The sequence below is a fragment of the Microcystis sp. CS-574 genome, assembly GCF_028329095.1.
In the GTDB taxonomy this organism is placed as follows: domain Bacteria; phylum Cyanobacteriota; class Cyanobacteriia; order Cyanobacteriales; family Microcystaceae; genus Microcystis; species Microcystis ichthyoblabe_A.
This window is the reverse complement of the sequence record NZ_JAQMSY010000163.1, coordinates 1-21,188: the sequence shown is the minus strand read 5'-3', so window position 1 is coordinate 21,188 and position 21,188 is coordinate 1. Positions and strand designations below refer to the sequence as shown.

Genomic DNA, 21,188 nt, shown 5'->3' with positions numbered 1-21,188 from the left:
TTTCAAGACTCGGTTAACAATTTGTAATATTCCTTGTTGACACCCTTACTGACAAAGAAAAAACTGAAATCAAGTCAGGATAAGGGTTGGAGTGCTTACTGCAAAAATTGTTAAGAAAGATCCCTATAAGGGATAGCCTTAATAAGGGGGGCATCTGATAATTTTTAACGCCTACCTACTTAGAGTAATATTTCCTGAAAACCTCTTAATTGTTTGACTTAAGTGACAACTTCACCAGCTTGGACAGAACGTATCGGTTATCAACGGGATTGGGTGTGGCGCGGTTGGCAAATTCGTTATAGTTTTATGCCGGCAAAAAAACCCCAAGATGCCGATAAACCCCCTTTAATTTTACTGCATGGATTTGGAGCGGCGATCGAACATTGGCGCCATAATATTCCTATTCTCAGCCAAAATCATCGAGTTTACGCAGTAGATTTATTAGGTTTCGGTGGTTCGCGTAAAGTGCAGGTTCCCTATACCATTAATCTCTGGGTGGAACAGATACACGATTTCTGGCAAACTTTTATCAATAGACCGGTGGTATTAGTGGGAAATTCGATCGGTTCTTTAGTTAGTATGGCCCTAGCGAGTAAATACCCAGAAATGGTAGCCGGATTAGTTATGCTCAGTTTACCCGATGTCAGCCGTCGGCGGGAAATGATTGCCGATTGGTTATTAAATATCGTCACTCCCATCGAAAACTTTTTCACTTCGCCTTGGCTATTAAAACCGATTTTTTACTATCTGCGTCGTCCGCAAGTCTTGAAAAAATGGACAGGAATCGCCTACGAAGACAAGAAAGCAGTCAGCGACGAATTAGTACAAATTATCGCCGCCCCAACCCTAGATGAGGGGGCAGCTGAGGCCTTTATTTCCCTAGCACAAGCTGTCAATCATCCCGAATATTGTCCACCGGCAAAGCTAATTTTACCACGTTTACAAATCCCGATTTTATTGTGTTGGGGCAAACAAGATCGGATGGTTCCCGTCCAGTTAGCCGAGGGTTTTGTCTCCCTTAATCCTAGGATTAAATATGTAGAATTTGACCGGGCCGGTCATTGTTTGCAGGATGAATGTCCTGACCGTTTTAACCCAATTTTATTAGAGTGGCTAGAATCTGTTGCTGTTCTTTGAGAGAATAGGGAGAGTGATTGTTGGTGATAGTCCTATGCAAACCTTGGAATCGACGCTCAAACCCCCCGCAACTGCCTCCGAATTCGACACCACGATTCACCGACGCAAAACCCGTCCCGTCCGGGTAGGTAGCGTTACCATCGGTGGTGGTCATCCCGTGGTCGTGCAGTCGATGATTAACGAGGATACCCTTGATATAGATGGTTCCGTGGCCGGTATCCGTCGCCTCCATGAAATCGGCTGTGAAATTGTCCGCGTCACCGTGCCGAGTCTGTCCCACGCCACCGCTTTAGCTAAAATTAGGGAAAAACTGCTCGCCACCTATCAACCTGTGCCGTTAGTAGCCGATGTACATCACAACGGCATGAAAATCGCCCTAGAAGTGGCCAAGCACGTCGATAAAGTGCGGATTAACCCCGGTTTGTACGTTTTCGAGAAACCGAAAGCCGACCGCAGCGAGTACAGTCAAGCAGAATTTGATGAAATTGGCGAAAAAATAGCCGAAACTCTGAAACCTTTAGTGATTTCCCTGCGAGATCAAGGTAAAGCGATGCGAATCGGCGTTAACCATGGTTCTCTGGCCGAAAGAATGCTCTTTACCTACGGTGACACCCCCGAAGGAATGGTACAGTCGGCTTTAGAATTTATCCGCATCTGCGAATCCCTCGATTTTCGCAATCTAGTGGTTTCCCTGAAAGCTTCCCGCGTGCCGGTGATGGTGGCCGCCTATCGTCTCATGGTTAAGCGCATGGACGAGTTAGGTATGGATTATCCCCTACATTTGGGGGTTACTGAGGCAGGAGATGGGGAATACGGACGAATTAAATCCACTGCCGGGATTGCCACTCTCTTAGCGGACGGTATTGGTGATACGATTCGCGTTTCTCTGACGGAAGCTCCCGAAAAGGAAATTCCCGTCTGTTACAGCATTCTCCAGGCCCTGGGACTACGGAAAACCATGGTCGAATACGTTGCCTGTCCTTCCTGTGGTCGCACTCTTTTTAATTTAGAAGATGTCCTGCAGCAAGTGCGCGCAGCGACTAAACACCTCACCGGACTCGATATCGCGGTTATGGGTTGTATTGTCAATGGACCGGGAGAAATGGCCGACGCAGACTATGGTTATGTGGGGAAACAGGCCGGTTATATCTCCCTTTATCGCGGTCGCGAGGAAATTAAACGCGTCCCCGAAAGTGAAGGTGTAAGCGAGTTGATTAATTTAATTAAAGCCGATGGCCGTTGGGTAGAACCTTAATTAGTTTTACCGGTAGGGGTTGACATCTATGCAACCCCCGATCATCGGCGAGGATTTGTTATAATGGAAAGCTTGCTAGAAATTGCCGCCCAAGAGAGTCCATGCTACCTACACGCGATTGTGTTCGTCAAACCCCCGCTTACACTCCGGGAGAACAGCCCCAAAGCGCGGGATTTACCAAACTTAACACCAATGAGAATCCCTATCCCCCACCGGCGGAAATTTTTGCCCACCTGCCAGAGCAATTAGAGAAAGTCCGACTCTATCCCGATCCTATCTCCAAAGAGTTACGGCAAACGGCGGCGGAATTATACGGCATAGCAGCCGATCAGATAATCGCGGGTAATGGCTCCGATGATATACTTAATATCGCCCTGCGAACTTTTGTTAACCCTTGCGAAAGCGTCGCTTTTTTGGATTTAACCTATTCCCTTTACGAGACAATTGCCCGGGTACACGGGGCAAATATTATCGAATTTCCCACTAATGATAAATTTGAATTAGCCGGACCGATTATTTGTCCGGAAGCGAAATTAATTTTTCTAGCTTCTCCTAATCCTCCCGTCGGGAAACATCTTGAGCGCGACTATTTAGAAGCAACCTGTGCTAATGCGTCGGGATTGGTATTAATTGATGAAGCTTATGTGGATTTTAGTGATGACAATCATCTCGATTTTCTCTCCCGTTACGATAATGTCATCATTAGTCGCACCATGTCGAAAAGTTATAGTTTAGCGGGGTTAAGAGTCGGTTTCGGTTTTGCTTCCAGGGCAATTATCGAACAGATGGATAAGGTGCGTGATTCCTATAATTTAGATCGCATCGCTCAAACTTTAGCCACAGCAGCTTTAAAACACCATAATTATTTTGAGCAAGTTTGGCAAAAAGTCCGTCAAACCCGCAGCCATTTAATTACTTCTTTGCGGGAGTTGGGATTTATTGTTTTTGACTCGGAAGCTAATTTTATCCTCGCTTCTCCCCCCCAGATTAGTGCCAGTGAGTTATATAATCAACTCAAAGACCGTCAGATATTAGTGCGATATTTTAAACATCCTCGCATTCAGAATTATGTGCGGATTTCTATCGGCACTGATGAGGAGATTGATCGCCTTTTATCTGCTATTCAAGAGATTATGGGAACAAATTAATCTCTATTTTCGTCAGGGTTTTATTAGCATTTTAAACCCTAATAACTTCTCGAAAAAAAGGCTAGATTGATCGGAACAAAGCAGCGACAAACAAGGGTCTAATAGCCTGTCGTTTCTCCCGATTACTAGCCTTGGCTATCAAGATTATTAGTCCGACAAAAGGATTAAATACTAGCGCACAAATTTTTGAACTTATGCAATTTTATCCGCAAGGAATCACAGTTCAAGAATTGAGCCAACGCTTAAATCGTCCCGTTTCTATGCTCAATCTTTGTCTAAAATCTTTGGTTGCTTCTAAAAAAATCGTGGCCAGAAAAAATCATAATCAGTGGGTTTATACTGTTGATAAAAAAGCTTAGTTTGTCCAGATAAGAATACTTAAGATGTAGAAAAAGTATTTATTAAGTACCCAGAGAGAATCAATTATACATATTTTTCCCTTTCCTGTTGCCTCTTTCCAGAGGGCGAATGCAATTCGCCCCTACAATAGGGTGAATGCAATTCGCCCCTACAATAATATTATTACGCCAATGGCCTGCGCTCAAAATGTAATATAGACATTTCTACAAAACTGAGATATACCCATATATTAACCCTATTGCTGAATAACTATTTTAGGCTGTAGATAGTATTCATCTTCTGCGACAACTATCTCACCAATGCCGAGAAATTGAGCCTCTAAAGACTCCACAGCAACCAGAGAACTGATTATAACATTTGCATCGGTGAGATTAATTTTTCTGCCGTGAAACCAATCGATAACTCTTTCTGATGTCAAAGAAATCCAGTCTAGATGCGCCAAGGCAATGCGAGGCGAAATTAAACCCTCAGAATTAGCCATTAAAGCTTCCAGATTAATACTATCAGCTAATTGAAAACCACAGCTTTCCGTGCGAGTTAAACCGGCTAAAGTGCCACCGACAGCTAACACCTTCCCCAAATCTCTGGCCAAAGAACGAATATAAGTCCCCGATCCACAGTGAATATCTAGCTCTATTTGCGGAAATTCGCCCTCTAACCAGCCTAAAACCGTAATTTGGTCAATTTTGACCTGACGAGGCTCCACTGCGATTATTTCCCCTTTGCGAGCCAATTCGTAGAGACGGCGACCATCCTTTTGAATAGCACTATACATTGGCGGAATCTGGGCAATATTGCCAATAAATTCCGCTAAATGCGGCTTAACTGCCTCTAAAGTTAAATCGGGCCAGGGACAAGTAGCGATCGCTTTTCCCGTAATATCATCGGTATCGGTGCTGAGTCCTAACTGAATTTTTGCCCGATAAGCCTTATTTTCGGGTAAATAAGGCAGTAATCGGGTGGCAGACCCGACGGCGATCGGTAAAACTCCCGTAGCCATAGGATCTAAAGTTCCGCCATGGCCGACTCGTTTTGTCTTAAGAATTTTTCGGACTTTGGCCACACAATCATGAGAAGTCCAATCGGGGGGTTTATTGAGATTTAAAAAGCCAAACATTATAAATTATCAATTATGAATTATGAAGTGGGGAGACGGGGAGAATAGATAAAAGCAATCTCCTCAATTCTGAATACTGACGGCTGATAGCTAAAAATCTGACGTATTATATAATTGCATAACTTCGCTTAAAGGTAAACGGGAACGAACACCGATAGAAAGGTCAGAAAAATGACCAAGATCATAATGATCAACAGCAGCGCGAGCAATCATAGCGGCGTTATCTGTACAGAGTTTAAGCGGCGGAAAATAGACGGTTAAATCATGATTTTTGGCGGCAGTTTCCAGATGATTTCTTAAGGCACTATTAGCAGCTACTCCTCCCCCGATCGCAATAGTTTTTAAGCCATAATCTAAGGCACAATTGATTGTCCGACGGGTTAAACTTCTGGCTACCGTATCTTGAAAACTAGCGGCTATGTCAGCTACAGGTAAATTATCTGGCTCGAATTTCTCTACTAAGCGCAAAACAGCAGTTTTTAAACCGCTAAAACTGGAATCGTAGGCATGAAAACCGCCGGTTGGTAAAGATATTTTACCTTCAGGTAAGGGAAAAGCTTGGGGATTACCATCTTTAGCAATGCGATCAATTATCGGACCTCCGGGATAACTTAAGTTTAATAATCGTGCCACTTTATCAAAAGCTTCTCCAGCTGCATCATCTCTAGTAGTTCCTAATTGTTGATATTTACCGCAGGCCTGCACATGGATTAAACTGGTATGACCCCCGGAGACTAAAAGAGATAAAAAAGGAGGTTTAAGATCAGATTCAGCGAGATAGGAAGCATAGATATGACCTTCGAGATGATGAATGCCGATAAAGGGTTTATCGTGGATAATAGCCAGGGTTTTGGCTGCCGTCATTCCCACCATTAAAGCACCTACTAAACCGGGAGCAACTGTGGCGGCTATCCCATCAATTTCTGACCAAGTTAACCCCGTTTCTTGCCAAGCTTTTTCTAGACAAAAATTAATGGTTTCTAGGTGTTGTCGGGAGGCCATTTCTGGCACAACACCGCCATAGGGACGATGGAGATCAATTTGAGAAGAAACCACACTACTCAACACCTGGTTATTGTTAACAATAGCCACAGCCGTTTCATCGCAACTGGTTTCGATCGCTAAGATAATTGTCATGATTTAATCAGTAAATCGTCAGACACCCCCCTTATTAAGGGGGGATTAAGGGGGTATCCATCTTTAATTTAATTATAACCACTTACTTAATTTTGCTTAGGTACTTAATTAAAATTATCGTTCAGCGATTTCCATAGCCACCACCGCCGGGGGTTTCAATAATAAAAATATCACCGGGGTTCATTTCTACAGTCGCAGTACCGGGCAATTCTTCAATAGTTCCATCGTTTCTTTCCACGGCATTACGTCCTATTTTACCGGCTTTTCCTCCCGCTAGTCCAAAGGGGGGAATCTGGCGATTACCCGATAAAATATTAGCAGTCATGGACTCTTGAAATTTAATTCTTCTAATCACACCATCACCTCCAGAATATTGTCCCTTGCCGCCACTATCGGGGCGAATGCTAAAACTTTCTACTAACACAGGATAGCGCATTTCTAATACTTCCGGATCGGTGAGACGGGAATTAGTCATCTGGGTTTGTACGGCAGCAGTTCCCGCAAAATTTGCCCCCGCACCAGAACCACCACAAATAGTCTCATAATATTGATATTCTTGATTGCCAAAAGTGAAATTATTCATCGTTCCTTGACTGGCTGCTTGAATGCCTAAAGCACCGTATAAAGCATTAACTATGGCCTGGGAAGTTTCCACATTTCCAGCTACTACGGCCGCTGGATAAACGGGATTAAGAAAACAGCCAGATGGGATAATTAAATGGAGGGGTTTGAAACAGCCCGCATTTAAAGGAATTGCCTCCTCCACAAGGGTACGAAAAACGTATAAAACCGCCGCTCTTGTCACTGCTAGAGGTGCATTAAAATTATTATTTAACTGGTCAGATGTGCCAGTAAAATCGATGGTTGCTTGACAATTATCAATATCTATGATAATTCTGACCTTGATGACAGCACCGTTATCCAGATAATAAGTAAATTCACCATCTTTCAGGACAGATATAGCTTTTCTCACCGCCAATTCGGCATTATCTTGAACGAACTGTTGATAGGCTTTAACCATAGCTAATCCGTAGCGCTCAACCATATTATGTAATTCTCTTTCCCCCTTGGCATTAGCGGCTATTTGCGCTTGAAAATCGGCAATATTTTGGGCGATATTGCGTGCAGCAAAAGGACTATTAGTTAAGTGATTAATTAATTCTTGCTCCCGAAATTTGCCCGCCGCTACCAGCAAAAAATTATCGAATAAAATTCCTTCTTCGCTAATATGGACAGAGTGGGGAGGCATAGAACCGGGGGTAATGCCACCGATATCAGCTTGATGTCCCCGGGAGGCAAGATAAAATAATATTTCCTGATTTTGGCGGTCAAAAATAGGACTAATTACTGTGACATCTGGAAGGTGAGTACCGCCATTATAAGGATTATTAGCCAGATAAACATTCCCCGGACGAATCGTCTCACCTTTATCCTGAATTAAGCTTTTAACGCTATCGGCCATAGAACCTAAATGGACGGGAATATGAGGAGCATTAGCGATTAAATTTCCCACCTCATCAAAGATAGCACAGGAGAAGTCTAGGCGCTCTTTAATATTGACACTTGCTGCCGTATTTTGGAGAGTAATCCCCATTTCTTCGGCAATAAATTGATAGAGATTTTTAAAGATTTCTAGATAAATAGGATCGGCAACGGTAGTTATTTCTGTGCAATGAGAATCTAGAGGAGACATAGGAAAATCAGTTATCAGTTATCAGTTATCAGTTATCAGTTAGCTGTCTCTTGTCTTTTTTATCCTCCTCTGTCGGAGTGGCTCTCTTATTCTTTGTGTGATCAGTTTAACTTGCATAGGAGCGATCTTTGTGTCCTTTGTGTCTCTGTGGTTCATTCCACTTGCTCGCCAGACTATATCTTAGAACACATTTTACCCACCAAACCCAAGAGAGCCTGGGAACCTCCTGTCTCCTCACCCAAGAGAAGATTTTTGATTTTTGGAGCAGATCCACTGATACGGGCTGACTGAGATATAATCGCACTCAGTACCAGAGGGTGAATTATGGATAAAACCAGCTTGATCGATAAAGTGCAACAAATGGCTAATAAACGCGATTATTTACTGCAATTGCGCGATAAACCCGACATTGGCGGCCTGAGATTAGATGTTAATCAAGCTCTTGAGGAGTTGGATGAATTACTCGATGAGTTTCAAGCAACTTTTCCTGAAGAAAAACTTAGTTAACTATCCGACTCGACGGGATTGATGTTTGTCCGATTGTGCTAATTTTCCCAAGTCATCGATCGCTTTGATCAGAGCTTGGGAAGATATATCTTTAGGGTAGTATAGGTCAAAAGCTATACTTTGATTATTTTTTTCCATTGGAAGCTTTGGCAAGGAACTATAGGCGATAATGCGAATATAAGGGTCGAATTGTTTGATTTGAATAGCGGCGCTGTGTCCATCTAAGACAGGCATCTGTATATCTAAAATAATTACATCTGGTTGACAACTTTTCGCCAAGTCGATCGCCTGTTGACCATTAACCGCAATTCCCACCACCTGACAATCCTGCTGCTGGGAAATTAAAGTCTTGAGTCCTAAACAAGTTATCTCGTGATCGTCAGCAATTAAGACTTTAATTGACTCTCTCGGCCTCATTATAATCATTTTCCTATCCCTACAGATCTCACCTGTTATCATTGTAGAGGCTGTTAGTCTTTTGGCCTTAACTTCCCTTCTTCTCCCTCCCTTCTCCCTTCTCCCCCACTGTTGACTTAAAACCCCCCACTGATCACTGAAAAAAGCCCAACTTTGGGCAAAAATCTGGTTTGTGTCCCCTCTTAGCGGTAAAATTTATACATCTGGACCGTCGAAAAGTATAAGTTTTGTAAAGTAAAATTAAGAAGGGAGACAAATTTAAGATAACCAACGTATGGAAGTAACTTTTACCGCTGCCGAATCCCTAGAAATTGTTGTTGCTGAACAAACCATCCCGATTCAGCATTATCTGCGTCAACCGCAAAGATTAGTACAGGCTATCGTTGAGACTAGCTTAACAGAACACTTGTCTGAGAATAGGTTTCGCCTAAAAATGCGTCCCCTAAACTTCTTGAATATGTACTATTTTCAGCCCACGGTTATTCTTAATGTCTGGGCCACCTCTGAGGGGACGATATTTTTGCAATCAGAAGACTGTCAGATCAAAGGTATTGATTATATCAACGATCGCTTTAGCCTCAATGTTCAAGGCAAACTCGCTCCTGTGGAAAAAAATAATCAAACCTATCTAGCGGGGAAAGCCAATCTTGAGGTGAAAGTCACCTTACCACCACCATTATGGTTAACCCCGCGTCCGCTGTTAGAAATCGCCGGTAATAGTCTCTTAAAAGGGGTTTTATTGCGGATTAAACAGCGTTTAATGAGTCAATTGTTGCAAGATTACCAACAATGGGCTAAACAGGATATTATTGCCCAAAATTACCCCGAAACGATTCTCGATCTCTCCCTTAGTTAAATAAAAATATGAGTTGGACAAAAGTATTATCTGTAGATTCCCTTGCCCCCGGCGCCCGTCAAGTGGTAAAAGTGGGGGAAAATTCCATTCTGTTGATTAACAATAACGGTCAATTCCACGCCGTCGGCAACCGTTGTCCTCATTTAAAATTATCGATGACGAAGGGCAAAATTACCGAGGACGGCGCGATCGTTTGTCCCTGGCATCGTAGTTCGTTTGATCTCTGTAGCGGTGCTGTCAAAGATTGGATTACCTGGCCCCCTGTGGTTAACAAAGCGATGGCGGCAGTTTCTCAACCCCAAGCTTTACCCGTTTATCCCCTTCGCATCGAAGACGGCAGCATCTGGATAGACGCTTGACATCCTCACCGAGGGGGGTTTTGGGCAACCTAAAGAGCCGTTCACTCGACAATGGGTTAATCTTTGAGAATGCCAAACGCACCTCGCTCGCTTCCGTAAAAACTCAGTTATGGATTGTTCCCCTACCCCGCTCCGGTGATCCCCACTCTCCTATACTTTTACTAACTATGAAATCCCGTCATGTCAGCCTAGGATCGGACGGCTTTGCAGTATAAATAATAAGCTGGATATTATTTAATACAAGTGTTTGCCTATTTCAGCCAACCCTAATTATTAACCCTAATTAGTTCCGTTTAAAAGTTGAGAACGAAGCAAATCGATCGCATCTAAATAACTTGGCATCGGTTCATCACCTAACAGACAAGCACTGCGATCCACGCTAATCATATCATCACCCCAAAACACTTGACCGAGAGGAATAGATTTTCCTCGATCTGGGCGCCAATTGCTACTAAAATATTTGAGATTAGCGTCCACCACTGCCCCATCAAAAAGATGACCGATACAAAAATAAACATCCTGTAAAATTAGCGGTACGGAGGGGCGATGTAATTGCCCCCGCGAGTTGGGACTACGCGCTTTATAATGACTACGGGGAAAGAGTCCATAGAGATTTTTTAAAGAAGCAGAAATCAAGGGTTTATCCTTTAAATGGGTGCGTTTTAAGGTTCCAATCGTGATCCGACAATCCACTTCTTCGATAATTTTAGGGGCAAACATCGAGGGAAAACGGACAGGAAAAGGGGAAAGATTCGGATATTCTTGCTGGGGTAAACTATCAGCATCAAGAATAGTTATTCCAGGATCGAGAATAGATTTTACGCCCAAAATATCGATAATTTCTCTCAAAGAAATAGCAGAACAAACTCCCTCTAATAAGATGATTTCTGCCCCAGGATTTACCCCCCTCAATCCCCGCAAAACTTGACTTAATACCGGCAGACTAACCGTTACTGGTGGTGGCACAGGATAACCTAAATTAGGTTTAATTAAAATACGTTTAGCTGTGATAGCTGCCGGGGGAGGTTGATAAACAAAATCCGCCATAGCTGAATTTTTTACCCCGGCAGTAATTGAGGATTGGGTAATCATAGAAAAGAAAATAAATTAATGGGAATTGGCCAGATCATTTAGGGAATTTACCTGCTGTAAAGCTTGCCAGATTAGCCCAGAATCGGCCCCAGGAAAATGGCTATTTTCACTAATATAACGCTTCCAGGCCTTAGTTCCGGGCTGACCGGCAAAAAGCTGTAAAAGATGTTTGCTGATCTGGTGTAATTTATAACCTTTACTCACCCATTCATCGATGTAGGGAAGCATTTTTTTGATTACTTCTTCCCGGGTAGGAGGAGTAACCGATTCCCCATAAAAATCTCGATCGACTGTGGCAAATAAATAGGGATTATCGTAGGCTGCCCGACCGATCATGACCGCATCTACTAATTGTAAATGTTGTCTAGCCTGTTCTAAATTAATGATACCGCCATTAATTTCAATAAACAAATGGGGAAACTGATTTTTTAGGCGATAAACATCATCGTAACGTAAGGGGGGGACGGTGCGATTTTCCTTGGGACTTAATCCCTGTAACCAAGCTTTCCGCGCATGGATGGTAAAACGTTGACAACCCGCATCTGCGACAATACGGACAAAATTCGCCATATTTTCGTAACTATCCTGATCATCAATACCAATTCTCTGTTTTACAGTCACGGGAATCGATACAGCTTGATTCATTGCCGATATTCCCCTCGCAACTAATTCTGGGTTAGCCATCAAACAAGCGCCGAAATTGCCCTCTTTTACCCTAGAACTAGGACAACCCACATTGAGATTTACCTCGTCATAACCCATATCTTCGGCTATTTTAGCACATTCTGCCAAAAGATAGGGATTATCACCCCCTAACTGCAAAGCTAGAGGTTTTTCTGCTAGGGAGAACCCCAGCAACTTATAGCGATCGCCGTGTTTAATCGCCATCGTCGTGATCATTTCCGTGTAGAGAAGGGGACGACGGCTAATTTGTCGCAAAAAATAGCGAAAATGGCGATCGGTATAATCCATCATCGGCGCCACACTTAAAATACTGCCCATCTTTCCCTTGATTTTTTTGCTGATCGGGACATTCTCTGGGTTTCCCCAGAGAATAACCAGTCTTCCTGCCAAGATATTTTAAAGCTTTTTGGTAAGTTGACTATCTAATATTACTGGTTAAGTGGTAGTGCAAAATAAATTTCCTAGTGGCTGGTGATTCGGTAGTAGTGATGGCGGTTTAATCCTTTGCTTTGCTGTGCATTGTAGTCATGGATAAAATACCAAAGGATTCCTCAAGGTGATTCTCCATTTTTTTAGAGAAAGATAGACTCTCTCTCACCAGCCGAGAAATCCTTTGTCGAAAGGTATTATTTAATCTTTCAATAGGATTAGTTTGACCAGTTTCTTTCCCGACCAGTCGATGACGTTATCTATTGGCTAAAAAACCGGTACACTGATAACTGATAATTGACAACTGATCACTGCTTATGCCTCCTCGTTGGCCCCGTCAACCCGATCGCAAAAACGATCCCGCTTTCCGACGTTTAGATGATCGCATGAATTTCGCCGTTCATGTGGCGGCTTTTTTAGCGATTAATTCAGGGTTGTGGTTTTTTCATATCATTAAATTTTCCGATTGGACTTGGTTGAATCTGTTCACGGGAATTTGGGCTATTCTATTGGTGGGACATTTGATTTATATAGCGGCGATCGCTAACTACTCGGTAACACCCCATGGCTAACACAACTCAGGACATCGAAAATCTGGCCGCCCAAATCGGCGACAATATCTACATTGACGTGGCTAAATGGCATCTCTATCTCCGGGAGGCCCATTTACACAGCGTCGTTGCCGAAAAAGTCTTCCCTTTGCTCGAAAACGACAGTTTAAGTGAGAATGCAGTCATGTCTCTCCTGCGGGAGATAAAAGTCACCCTCGGAGGTGGTCATCTGCAAGTTTCCCTAGCGGATTTGTTACCCACCAAATGTCAGGTGGATTTAATCGATTTGCTGGAAGAATACCAAAAAAGTCGCTAAAATTCCCACATAGTATGTCTGATTACTCGCAGACTAGGACTAACAGGCTAAAGTAGTTAGAAATAGTCCCCCAGAAGCAAACCATGGAAATAGGTGTTCCCAAAGAGATTAAAGATCAAGAGTTTCGCGTCGGTTTAAGTCCCAGCAGTGTGCGTGTACTCAATGATCGCGGTCATAGGGTATTCGTGGAAACGGCCGCCGGATTAGGTGCCGGATTCAGCGATGAGGATTACCAAAAATCCGGGGCCAAAATTGTGGAAAAAGCGGCACAAGTTTGGGATAAACCGCTAGTTGTCAAGGTAAAAGAGCCGCTTAAGGCAGAATACGGCTTTTTAAATAAGGAAGCTCTCCTATTCACCTATTTACACCTAGCAGCCGAGCGCTATTTAACGGAAGCATTAATCGAGTCGGGAACAACTGCGATCGCTTATGAAACGGTCGAGCTTGCTGATGGTCGCTTGCCTCTCTTAACTCCTATGAGTGTTATTGCCGGTCGTCTTTCGGTACAATTTGGGGCCCGCTATCTGGAAAAACAACAGGGAGGTAGGGGAGTTTTACTGGGGGGTTTCCCCGGGGTGAGTCCTGGACAAGTGGTTATCCTTGGCGGGGGTGTGGTGGGTACGGAAGCGGCCAGAATTGCCATCGGTATGGGGGCAAAAGTAACTATTTTAGATATTAACGTCGATCGCTTGGCCTATTTAGAGACTTTATTCGGTTCCAGGGTAGAATTGCTTTATAGTAGCCCGGCACAATTAGAAAATGTGGTTCCTAGGGCTGATTTATTGATTGGGGCAGTGCTAGTCTTAGGAAAACGAGCGCCGACGCTGGTTTCTCGCTCTTTAGTCGCCAAAATGAACCCTGGTTCCGTAATTGTCGATGTGGCAGTAGACCAAGGGGGCTGCGTGGAAACTCTGCGGGCCACTTCCCACAGTCAACCGACTTACCTGGAGTCGGGAGTAGTACATTATGGTGTCCCTAATATGCCTGGAGCAGTACCCTGGACGGCAACTCAAGCTTTAAATAATAGTACCCTACCCTACGTTATTAAATTAGCCGACCATGGAGTAAAAGCTTTGGATCAAGATGTTTCCCTCGCTAAGGGGTTAAATGTCGCCAATCATCGGTTAATTCATCCAGCAGTGCGCGAAGTTTTTCCCGATTTGATTTGAGCAGTAATTTCAGGGCTGATGGTGGTATTTTTTAGGGGTTATGACTAAGAATTTATGGACAAGGGATGAGCTGCTGATCGCTCTCAATTTATACTATAAATTTCCCTATGGACAATTCCACACCAATAATCCTGTTATTATCGAAGTCGCTGAAAAGTTACAGCGAACACCATCGGCCCTGGTGATGAAATTATGTAATTTTGGTTCTCTCGATCCCAGGCATCAATTGCGAGGAGTACAGGGGTTAAAAGGTATCAGTAAAGCTGATCGGCAAATCTGGCAGGAGTTCGAGGATAACTGGACAGAATTAGCCCTAGAAAGTGAGGAAAAATTACAGGTTCTTTTAGGAGTTATCAACGAACAGCAAGAGGATTTTACTAGACTTGATTTTTCGGAAAATATCAAAACAGAAACCGAGGCAATCAGAAAAGTTAGAATCGGACAAAACTTTTTTAGAAAGACAATTTTAGCCCTATATAACTATCGTTGCTGTATTACAGGAAATCCCATTCCTCTGTTACTAACAGCTAGTCATATATTACCCTGGAGTCAATTTCCCGAACAGCGTTTAAACCCTCATAATGGCCTGTGCCTAGCTCGTACTCATGATACTGCTTTCGATCGAGGTTTAATTAGTTTCGACGAGGATTTAAGATTAATTATTGGCCATGAGATCGAAAAAAAGGCTCAGGATCAAGGTAGCGAGACGTTAGAACTAAATTTTATCAACTATCGCGGTAAAACTTTAAATGTTCCCGATCGCTTCTCACCGGATTTGGATTTTTTAAACTATCATCGCTATCATATATTTCAGGGCTAAAAATAGGATAAGATAAGTTAAATTCTCAATTGCACTACTTTGTTTATAATTGAGTTTTTCTAAAACACTTTTGCAATTTCAGCTTGTGTATAAAGTTTTATCTAAGGATTCAACATTTCTGACCTATGCGGTTATCTATATTTTTCTCAAAAATAAGGAAATCAAGAATATTGATCAACATAAGTACCTAAGCAAAATTAATTACACATATCTAACCCCGCTCTTGCCTCTTGCCTCTTGCCTATCTTCACTAGGAAATTAATTTTGCACGACTACTTATTTATATAACTAATAAAAAATCTGCTATTCGAGGATTTGAAAATATATCTGGACTTCCCCCATACATAAATACTAAAAAATCAACAAAACCCTTACTGCAGGTCGCTTCTCAGAAAAAATTGCCAAGAGGCTACTGGGTACATTTTTCGCTTAAAAATGGACGTTCGGCGATGCTCAGTTGGGCTGTCGAGCCGCTGTACCATTGACTGTATCTGGAGTAGAGCGATTCCGTAGAGTTGGCTGTATAGTGATCCCTAACCTGATGGTAACAGATAGTGTCATTAATCTCTAGAGTAAGCGATTCCCTCTGTAGCCATGTTTTTGCTGGTTTTCTGCCCCGAAACAAGCTATAACGGTCCAAAGGTCAAATTTGAAAGTTTTTGCCTCAAACCCTATCCGCGTAAAGACTTCAGGATTTTGTGTCCAGTAGTCCATTAGTATTGTGTTGATTTAACTCAGGCTCTGTAAGACTTTTAGCCATAGTTAGTATGTTTATACGGGGGAAGTCGAGGCATATTAAAGATATCTTGTCTTTAATTAGATGGCACAAAGAAGACGACCCCCTGAACCCAGGCCAAAGATTTACACCTCATCTCGACCTACTCCAGATAACCCAGTATGTCAAGTGTTAGATATTCCTTTAGAATGTAAAATGTAAAAACTGTAGATACATAAGGTTAATTCATGTTTTGGGCCGACAAAATTGCTGCGGATGCACAAGGAAACCAAGTTGTCAACGATTCAAAAACCCCATCTGGAAGAGTTCATGTTGGATCGTTGAGAGGGGTTGTGATCCATGATGTGATTTATCGAGCCTTGAAACATTCTGGTAAATCATCGAAATTCCTCTATGGTGTTGATGATTATGATGCACTTGATACTGTTCCCCATTATCTCGATCGAGAGAAGTTTGCACCTTACTTAGGGTTTCCCCTTTGCAATGTCCCTTCACCGGACAATAGTGCCAGCGATTATGCAAAGTACTTCATGGGGGAGTTTCTAGAGGTTTTCGAGCATTTGGGGGTTAGACCAGAGGTTTACTATTTGCGTGATCTATACCGCTCAGGTCGATTAAATTCCTACATTGATACCTTCCTCAAAAACGCTCATTTGGTCAGAGAAGCCTATCTAGAGGTGAGCAAAGCGCGTCGGCCAGATAACTGGTATCCCTTTCAGATCGCTTGTGAAAATTGCGGCAAGATTGCAACAACGGTTGTGTCAGATTATAACGGGTCAGAAGTTTTCTACACTTGCAAACCTGATGCAACGGATTGGGTTCAAGGTTGTGGTCATTCAGGCTGGGTTTCTCCTTTTAATGGCAATGGTAAATTACCTTGGAAAGTTGAGTGGGCGGCAAAGTGGGATTTATTGGGAATCACCATTGAGCTTGCGGGTAAAGATCACTCCCAGAAAGGAGGATCTAGAGATGTTGCGAATGCAATTTGTCGAAAAGTGCTACGAAAACAGCCACCTTTCCATTCACCCTACGAATTCATTTTGGTCAATGGCACGAAGATGAGTTCATCAAAGGGGGTTGGTTCAAGCGCCAAAGAAATCGCTGAGTTACTTCCTCCTGAGCTACTTCGATTTTTAATGCTACGAACTCAGCCTAAGACGGTTATTAACTTTGCGCCCAATTATGAAACGACAACCAGGCTATTTAGAGACTACGATTCTCTAGCTGATAAGTATCAAGCTTTATCAGCAGATGCCCAGCAAGAATCTGCTTTGCCTGAAGAGTTAATGCCATTGTTTTACTCTCAACTTGATGGAGTGATTAAGCCTTACCATCCTGTTGATCTCAGCACGCTGATTTCTTTACTGCAAGTGCCTCACCTCGATATTCGTCAAGAGATTGAAAAACGTAGTACTCAGCCTTTAAACGAATATGATTGGCAAATTGCCAATCAAAGGATTTCAGTTGCCCAAAAATGGTTGGCGGACTATGCTGACGAAGAAGAGAAATTGGTTCTTTATCTTGACAGGGTTCCTGAGAAAGTTAGGGACTTGACTCAGGAGCAGGTTGCTTATCTCAGACAGCTAACTTATAGCTTGACAGATGTTAAGGTTTGGGAAGCTGACGAATTGCAAACAACTTTATTTGCAACAGCAAAAGAGTTAGAAATGCAGCAACCCCTTGCATTTAAAGCTGTTTATTTATCGTTCTTAGGTAAAGAGCGTGGGCCAAAAGCTGGAGCTTTGCTGTCATATTTAGAGCGTGATTTTGTGATTGATAGAATAAAAAATGTAGTAGGTTTTCTTGAAAAAATGCCAACGATTTCGAGGTAATTATTGATGTTCAACAACTTTAGAGAGTACTTACACCAGTTTGCATTATCAGTTGATATTGTAGATCGAGATATTCTTGTAAGTATTCGTTAAATCCTCTGGCAATACTTACACAAATCTCTTAGTTTACAGTTTGCGGAGGAATTACATCCAACACAAGTGAACAATAAACCAGGACAGATCAAATAGGCTATTCCAACGAATTACAGATATTATCGGAATAGCCATCTGATTGTTAACGGTGATTATAATCCTAGAGAAGATTCTTTTTTTCCTATCACTGCATAGAAGGGATCAGCAACCATAATTCCTAACATTTGCAGGAAACTGGGGGTAGTAGCAGGACGAACGATCGCCTGTACTTCCCTAAATCCCGCCACCGATTTAAAATAGGATTTCACTAACGCTACCCGGCCTAAATCGCTATTATCGCGCCAAGCAGCGATCGCTTTTTGGTAAAACATCCGATTGGAAAAACTGACCACCACCAGACCATTAGGCTTTAAAATGCGATACAGTTCTGCAAAAATCGCCTCTGGATACTGCAAATACTGCACCGACACCGTGATTAACACCGCATCAAAAGAACTATCCCCTAGGGGCAATTTTGGCTGTGCATTGAGGTCTTGGACAAAATAACTATGCAAGCGGGGATTTTTGGCTAACTCCTCCCTATTCATCCCGTGACCTTCGATATGCTCAAATTCCATCTCCTCCGGTAAATGGGACACCCAGCTGCTCATCAGGTCTAAAATGCGCGTATTCGGCGATAATATCTCTCGGTAGAGAGCGATTAATCGATCGATAAAACCCTCATCCACGTGGGTGACAAAGCGGGGAAAAGCATAAAAATCGCTGTCTTTGGTCGGATCGAGTTTAGTTCTTTCTTCGGGTCGGAGCATTTTTGTCAAGTTAATTTTACTATTCTTAACATACCCCACAGACAGAAAAAAGGGTTAACCGAACTGGTCAACCCCTAGGCTTGGGAACGCGCTGTAAATCTTAGCTTTGAACGACTAGCTTAACGTTAGCGTTTTGCAGACCGCGCTGTTTCACTTCGGATAGGGTTTTGTTCACAGCGTATTTTTGGTTGATCGAGTTGATCAATTCGGTTTGATTGTGTTTTTTGGCCACACCCCAGAGGTCAGCGATTAAATCGAAACTGCCGTCGGTATTGCGGGACCAACCGAGATCATATTCGCCATCGAGAACAGCAACGATGTCAGAGCGAACCCGTTGACCGTTGTAACCACGAACATCGGCTTCGGTTTTCACGCTAATGCCGAGGTCGCGGAGAGAAGCTTTGAGGATTTCGGCATCGGTGATTTTGGTCCGGAGAGTGCTGAAATGAGACATTGGAATTTCCTCTTTGTAGATTAAGAATTAACAACAACAGATTGAGAGTTAAAGAGTGCCGCCAAGCGGCTTTTCGAGGCATTGCTAGTCCCTGAGAACTAGCCTTTCATCCCGTTGGGAGCGGGCGAAAGTCTGTTAGAACTCCAATCGCTGGTACTCAGCGACGGAGGCCGAAGCAGGTCGGGCGCGTTGTCTGGCCCAATCACGCAGGGCAGTTACCTGTTCGGTCATGGTGCGAGATAGGGGCAGAGTCGCCTTAATCGCCGCAATAATGTCTAATTGCGTGAATTCGCGATCTTGGGCGAAGGCCTCATACATGGCGGCAATCAGCGCCTGTTCTATTTCCGCACCGGAAAACCCATCGGATACCTTGGCTAACTGCTCCAAATCGAAGCGAGAAATGTCGGAGCGTCGTTTAGTCAGGTGAATATTAAAGATATCTTGTCTTTCTTCGGAATTGGGCAAATCGACAAAGAAGATTTCATCGAAGCGCCCCTTGCGGAGAAATTCCCCCGGTAGCCGTTCAATCCGGTTAGCTGTGGCCATAACGAAGACGGGCGAGGTTTTTTCCTGCATCCAAGTCAGGAAGGAGCCGAAGATGCGGCTAGAGGTTCCCCCATCGGAATCGGCGGATCCTGTACCACCGGCAAAAGCTTTATCTAATTCATCGATGAAAAGAATGGCCGGAGAGATGGATTCGGCAGTTTTTAAGGCATTACGCAGGTTGGCCTCGGACCGTCCCACCATGGAACCATCGTAAACCCGTCCCATATCTAAGCGCAGGAGCGGTAAACTCCAGAGGCGCGAGGTGGTTTTGGCAATTAAGGACTTACCACAGCCCGGTACTCCTAAAATTAGCATTCCTTTCGGTTGGGGGAGTCCGTAACCTCTGGCTCTTTCTGTAAAGGCGTTCGATCGCTGTTTTAACCATTTTTTTAGTTCTTCCAGACCGCCGACGGCATTGATGGTCTCGTCCTCTTCAATGTATTCTAAAATTCCGTTGCGGCGAATCAGTTGTTTTTTCTCGGAAAGGACGATTTCTACCTCGTCTTCCGTTAATTTGTTGGCTTTTACATAAGCCTTGCGGTAAACTTTTTCGGCTTCATCTTTGGTTAAACCCAAGGCCGCTTTCAGCAGTTTTTCCCGGACCTCTGTGGTGGTACGACGATTTTGATTTTTGCCTAGATGTTGCGAGAGAACCGTATCCAACTCTCCCATGTCCGGCAGGGGAAAATCTAGAACTACCACGTCTTTCTCTAGTTCTATGGGGACTTCTTGCAGGGGAGACATTAAAATAATGATTTTTTCGGTTCCTTTAAAGCTGGCGATCGCATCTCTTAACCAGCGAGTCACCGGAGCAGAAGTGATGAACGGATGCAGGTCTTTAAAGATGTAGATACCCCCTTCCCGTTGACGCACTACCCATTCGATCGCCGCTTCTGGCGACACGGTATTATGTTGACTGGTTTGGCGCGGTTGACCCAGTTCGATCATGCCGTGGGTGACAGTCCAGACAAACACCCGTCGATGTTGTGTATTTAGTTGGGCTATTTTGCTGATGGCTTCTTCCGCCCTTTCCTCCTCGGAGGTGACGAGGTAAATCAGGGGATACTGAGCCTTGACGAGAATTCCTAGCTCTTCTTTCATAACATCGACCCTATTTGTGGTAACGGTTTTGACCTTGGGCGGCTGATGGCTGTAGATGCCTTGTTCGGCTACTGAGAGTTTAGCAGGGAACTAAGGCTGCTTCTCCTTCTGTGGTTCCTTGAACGCCAACGGGTTCGGGAACTTCGAGCGGGAACTCGTCGCCCACTATTGCGGGCTGGCGTTTGATCGACCTTAGCCGATCTTCTTTCATCACTAACGCGGCATCACACTCGGGACAGACATGAACCTGATATGTTTTGCCGTAGGCGGCGGCTTCGATTTCTTCTACCTTTTCGGGGTATTTTAGGTAGAAAGCGATCGCTTTTTCCACCAGCCCTGACATCGATTCTTCATCGATCGCGGCTTTGATTTTCAGTTGACGATGGACTCCAGGGGGAAGGTACAGTGTGACTTTTTGCTTGTCTTGCATATCACTAAATTGGTTTACCCGGGTATGTGTCTCTACTATAACCACTGTCTTTCTCTCCTGTCAAGATGGTAAGCTGTTATAACGGCATAATTGTAACATTTCTTTACAATTGTTGGGGAAGTGGGGTGTGGGGTGTGGGG

General features: G+C 43.6%; 22 protein-coding genes and 1 pseudogene. 12 read left to right on the top strand and 11 right to left on the bottom strand.

The features are described from left to right. Positions 1-222 precede the first annotated feature (222 nt). From PN470_RS13180 to PN470_RS13165, 4 genes are all read left to right on the top strand, one after another. The gene (locus PN470_RS13180) at positions 223-1,137 is read left to right on the top strand and encodes an alpha/beta fold hydrolase (RefSeq protein ID WP_271937529.1); all 915 of its coding nucleotides are present in this window, start codon (positions 223-225) and stop codon (positions 1,135-1,137) included. A 34-nt stretch (positions 1,138-1,171) separates the two neighbouring features. After that, complete coding sequence (gene ispG / locus PN470_RS13175; RefSeq protein WP_271937526.1) at positions 1,172-2,392, top strand: (E)-4-hydroxy-3-methylbut-2-enyl-diphosphate synthase; 1,221 nt, start codon at positions 1,172-1,174, stop codon at positions 2,390-2,392. A 101-nt stretch (positions 2,393-2,493) separates the two neighbouring features. Next, positions 2,494-3,540, top strand: coding sequence for a histidinol-phosphate transaminase (hisC, locus tag PN470_RS13170; RefSeq protein ID WP_271937524.1), 1,047 nt, complete (start codon positions 2,494-2,496; stop codon positions 3,538-3,540). Positions 3,541-3,641: 101 nt separating this feature from the next. Beyond that, positions 3,642-3,899 (top strand): hypothetical protein, encoded by a 258-nt coding sequence (locus PN470_RS13165; RefSeq protein ID WP_002768810.1) that lies wholly within the window; start codon positions 3,642-3,644, stop codon positions 3,897-3,899. Between the two features lie 236 nt (positions 3,900-4,135). Here the strand turns inward: PN470_RS13165 and truB are convergent, their stop codons facing one another. From truB to PN470_RS13150, 3 genes are all read right to left on the bottom strand, one after another. Next, on the bottom strand, positions 4,136-5,017 hold the full coding sequence (gene truB / locus PN470_RS13160) for a tRNA pseudouridine(55) synthase TruB (RefSeq protein WP_271937522.1): 882 nt from the start codon (positions 5,015-5,017) through the stop codon (positions 4,136-4,138). Positions 5,018-5,107: 90 nt separating this feature from the next. Next, positions 5,108-6,154: a tRNA (adenosine(37)-N6)-threonylcarbamoyltransferase complex transferase subunit TsaD gene (gene tsaD / locus PN470_RS13155; protein WP_002776804.1), complete on the bottom strand. Its 1,047-nt coding sequence runs from the start codon at positions 6,152-6,154 to the stop codon at positions 5,108-5,110. Between the two features lie 121 nt (positions 6,155-6,275). Then, entirely contained in the window at positions 6,276-7,847 is a 1,572-nt protein-coding gene (locus PN470_RS13150; protein WP_272104652.1) for a hydantoinase B/oxoprolinase family protein, read from the bottom strand. Between the two features lie 324 nt (positions 7,848-8,171). On the opposite strand from PN470_RS13150, the gene PN470_RS13145 reads away from it, so the two are divergent. Continuing rightward, positions 8,172-8,354 (top strand): hypothetical protein, encoded by a 183-nt coding sequence (locus PN470_RS13145; RefSeq protein WP_002763844.1) that lies wholly within the window; start codon positions 8,172-8,174, stop codon positions 8,352-8,354. Here PN470_RS13145 and PN470_RS13140 read toward each other — a convergent pair whose 3' ends face one another. After that, complete coding sequence (locus PN470_RS13140; RefSeq protein WP_272104651.1) at positions 8,355-8,813, bottom strand: response regulator; 459 nt, start codon at positions 8,811-8,813, stop codon at positions 8,355-8,357. 232 nt (positions 8,814-9,045) lie between these two features. Between PN470_RS13140 and PN470_RS13135 the strand changes: the two genes are divergently transcribed. Both PN470_RS13135 and PN470_RS13130 read left to right on the top strand, forming a co-directional pair. Beyond that, complete coding sequence (locus tag PN470_RS13135; protein ID WP_002733111.1) at positions 9,046-9,627, top strand: DUF1997 domain-containing protein; 582 nt, start codon at positions 9,046-9,048, stop codon at positions 9,625-9,627. 8 nt (positions 9,628-9,635) lie between these two features. Continuing rightward, complete coding sequence (locus tag PN470_RS13130) at positions 9,636-9,986, top strand: Rieske (2Fe-2S) protein (RefSeq protein ID WP_002731942.1); 351 nt, start codon at positions 9,636-9,638, stop codon at positions 9,984-9,986. A gap of 279 nt (positions 9,987-10,265) precedes the next feature. Here PN470_RS13130 and PN470_RS13125 read toward each other — a convergent pair whose 3' ends face one another. From PN470_RS13125 to PN470_RS13115, 3 genes and pseudogenes are all read right to left on the bottom strand, one after another. Then, positions 10,266-11,078 (bottom strand): DUF362 domain-containing protein, encoded by an 813-nt coding sequence (locus PN470_RS13125; protein ID WP_272104650.1) that lies wholly within the window; start codon positions 11,076-11,078, stop codon positions 10,266-10,268. Positions 11,079-11,093: 15 nt separating this feature from the next. Further along, on the bottom strand, positions 11,094-12,080 hold the full coding sequence (gene dusA, locus PN470_RS13120) for a tRNA dihydrouridine(20/20a) synthase DusA (protein WP_069474003.1): 987 nt from the start codon (positions 12,078-12,080) through the stop codon (positions 11,094-11,096). 143 nt (positions 12,081-12,223) lie between these two features. After that, positions 12,224-12,447, bottom strand: a pseudogene (locus tag PN470_RS13115) (IS1 family transposase); the annotation flags it as partial. A 61-nt stretch (positions 12,448-12,508) separates the two neighbouring features. Here PN470_RS13115 and PN470_RS13110 point away from each other — a divergent pair. The 5 genes from PN470_RS13110 (at position 12,509) to lysS (ending at position 17,615) form a co-directional block, all read left to right on the top strand. Beyond that, positions 12,509-12,763, top strand: coding sequence for a hypothetical protein (locus tag PN470_RS13110; protein WP_002732278.1), 255 nt, complete (start codon positions 12,509-12,511; stop codon positions 12,761-12,763). Beyond that, the gene (locus tag PN470_RS13105) at positions 12,756-13,058 is read left to right on the top strand and encodes a DUF3181 family protein (RefSeq protein ID WP_002734773.1); all 303 of its coding nucleotides are present in this window, start codon (positions 12,756-12,758) and stop codon (positions 13,056-13,058) included. Before PN470_RS13110 ends, PN470_RS13105 begins: the two co-directional genes overlap by 8 nt. A gap of 83 nt (positions 13,059-13,141) precedes the next feature. Then, positions 13,142-14,227 (top strand): alanine dehydrogenase, encoded by a 1,086-nt coding sequence (ald, locus tag PN470_RS13100; RefSeq protein WP_272104649.1) that lies wholly within the window; start codon positions 13,142-13,144, stop codon positions 14,225-14,227. Positions 14,228-14,267: 40 nt separating this feature from the next. Then, positions 14,268-15,047 carry an HNH endonuclease gene (locus PN470_RS13095; RefSeq protein WP_002776793.1) on the top strand — a complete coding sequence of 260 codons (780 nt, stop codon included), beginning with the start codon at positions 14,268-14,270 and terminating at the stop codon, positions 15,045-15,047. 963 nt (positions 15,048-16,010) lie between these two features. Continuing rightward, a complete protein-coding gene (gene lysS / locus PN470_RS13090; protein ID WP_271937512.1) occupies positions 16,011-17,615 on the top strand; it encodes a lysine--tRNA ligase in 1,605 nt (534 codons plus the stop codon). A gap of 245 nt (positions 17,616-17,860) precedes the next feature. Here lysS and PN470_RS13085 read toward each other — a convergent pair whose 3' ends face one another. The 4 genes from PN470_RS13085 to PN470_RS13070 all read right to left on the bottom strand — a co-directional run bounded on the left by PN470_RS13085 (position 17,861) and on the right by PN470_RS13070 (position 21,048). Then, entirely contained in the window at positions 17,861-18,517 is a 657-nt protein-coding gene (locus PN470_RS13085) for a class I SAM-dependent methyltransferase (protein ID WP_272104648.1), read from the bottom strand. Between the two features lie 100 nt (positions 18,518-18,617). Beyond that, positions 18,618-18,971, bottom strand: coding sequence for a DUF1257 domain-containing protein (locus PN470_RS13080; protein WP_002731874.1), 354 nt, complete (start codon positions 18,969-18,971; stop codon positions 18,618-18,620). A gap of 135 nt (positions 18,972-19,106) precedes the next feature. After that, on the bottom strand, positions 19,107-20,618 hold the full coding sequence (gene ycf46 / locus PN470_RS13075) for a stress-responsive protein Ycf46 (RefSeq protein WP_016514970.1): 1,512 nt from the start codon (positions 20,616-20,618) through the stop codon (positions 19,107-19,109). 79 nt (positions 20,619-20,697) lie between these two features. After that, the gene (locus PN470_RS13070) at positions 20,698-21,048 is read right to left on the bottom strand and encodes a hypothetical protein (RefSeq protein WP_036395550.1); all 351 of its coding nucleotides are present in this window, start codon (positions 21,046-21,048) and stop codon (positions 20,698-20,700) included. Positions 21,049-21,188 lie beyond the last annotated feature (140 nt).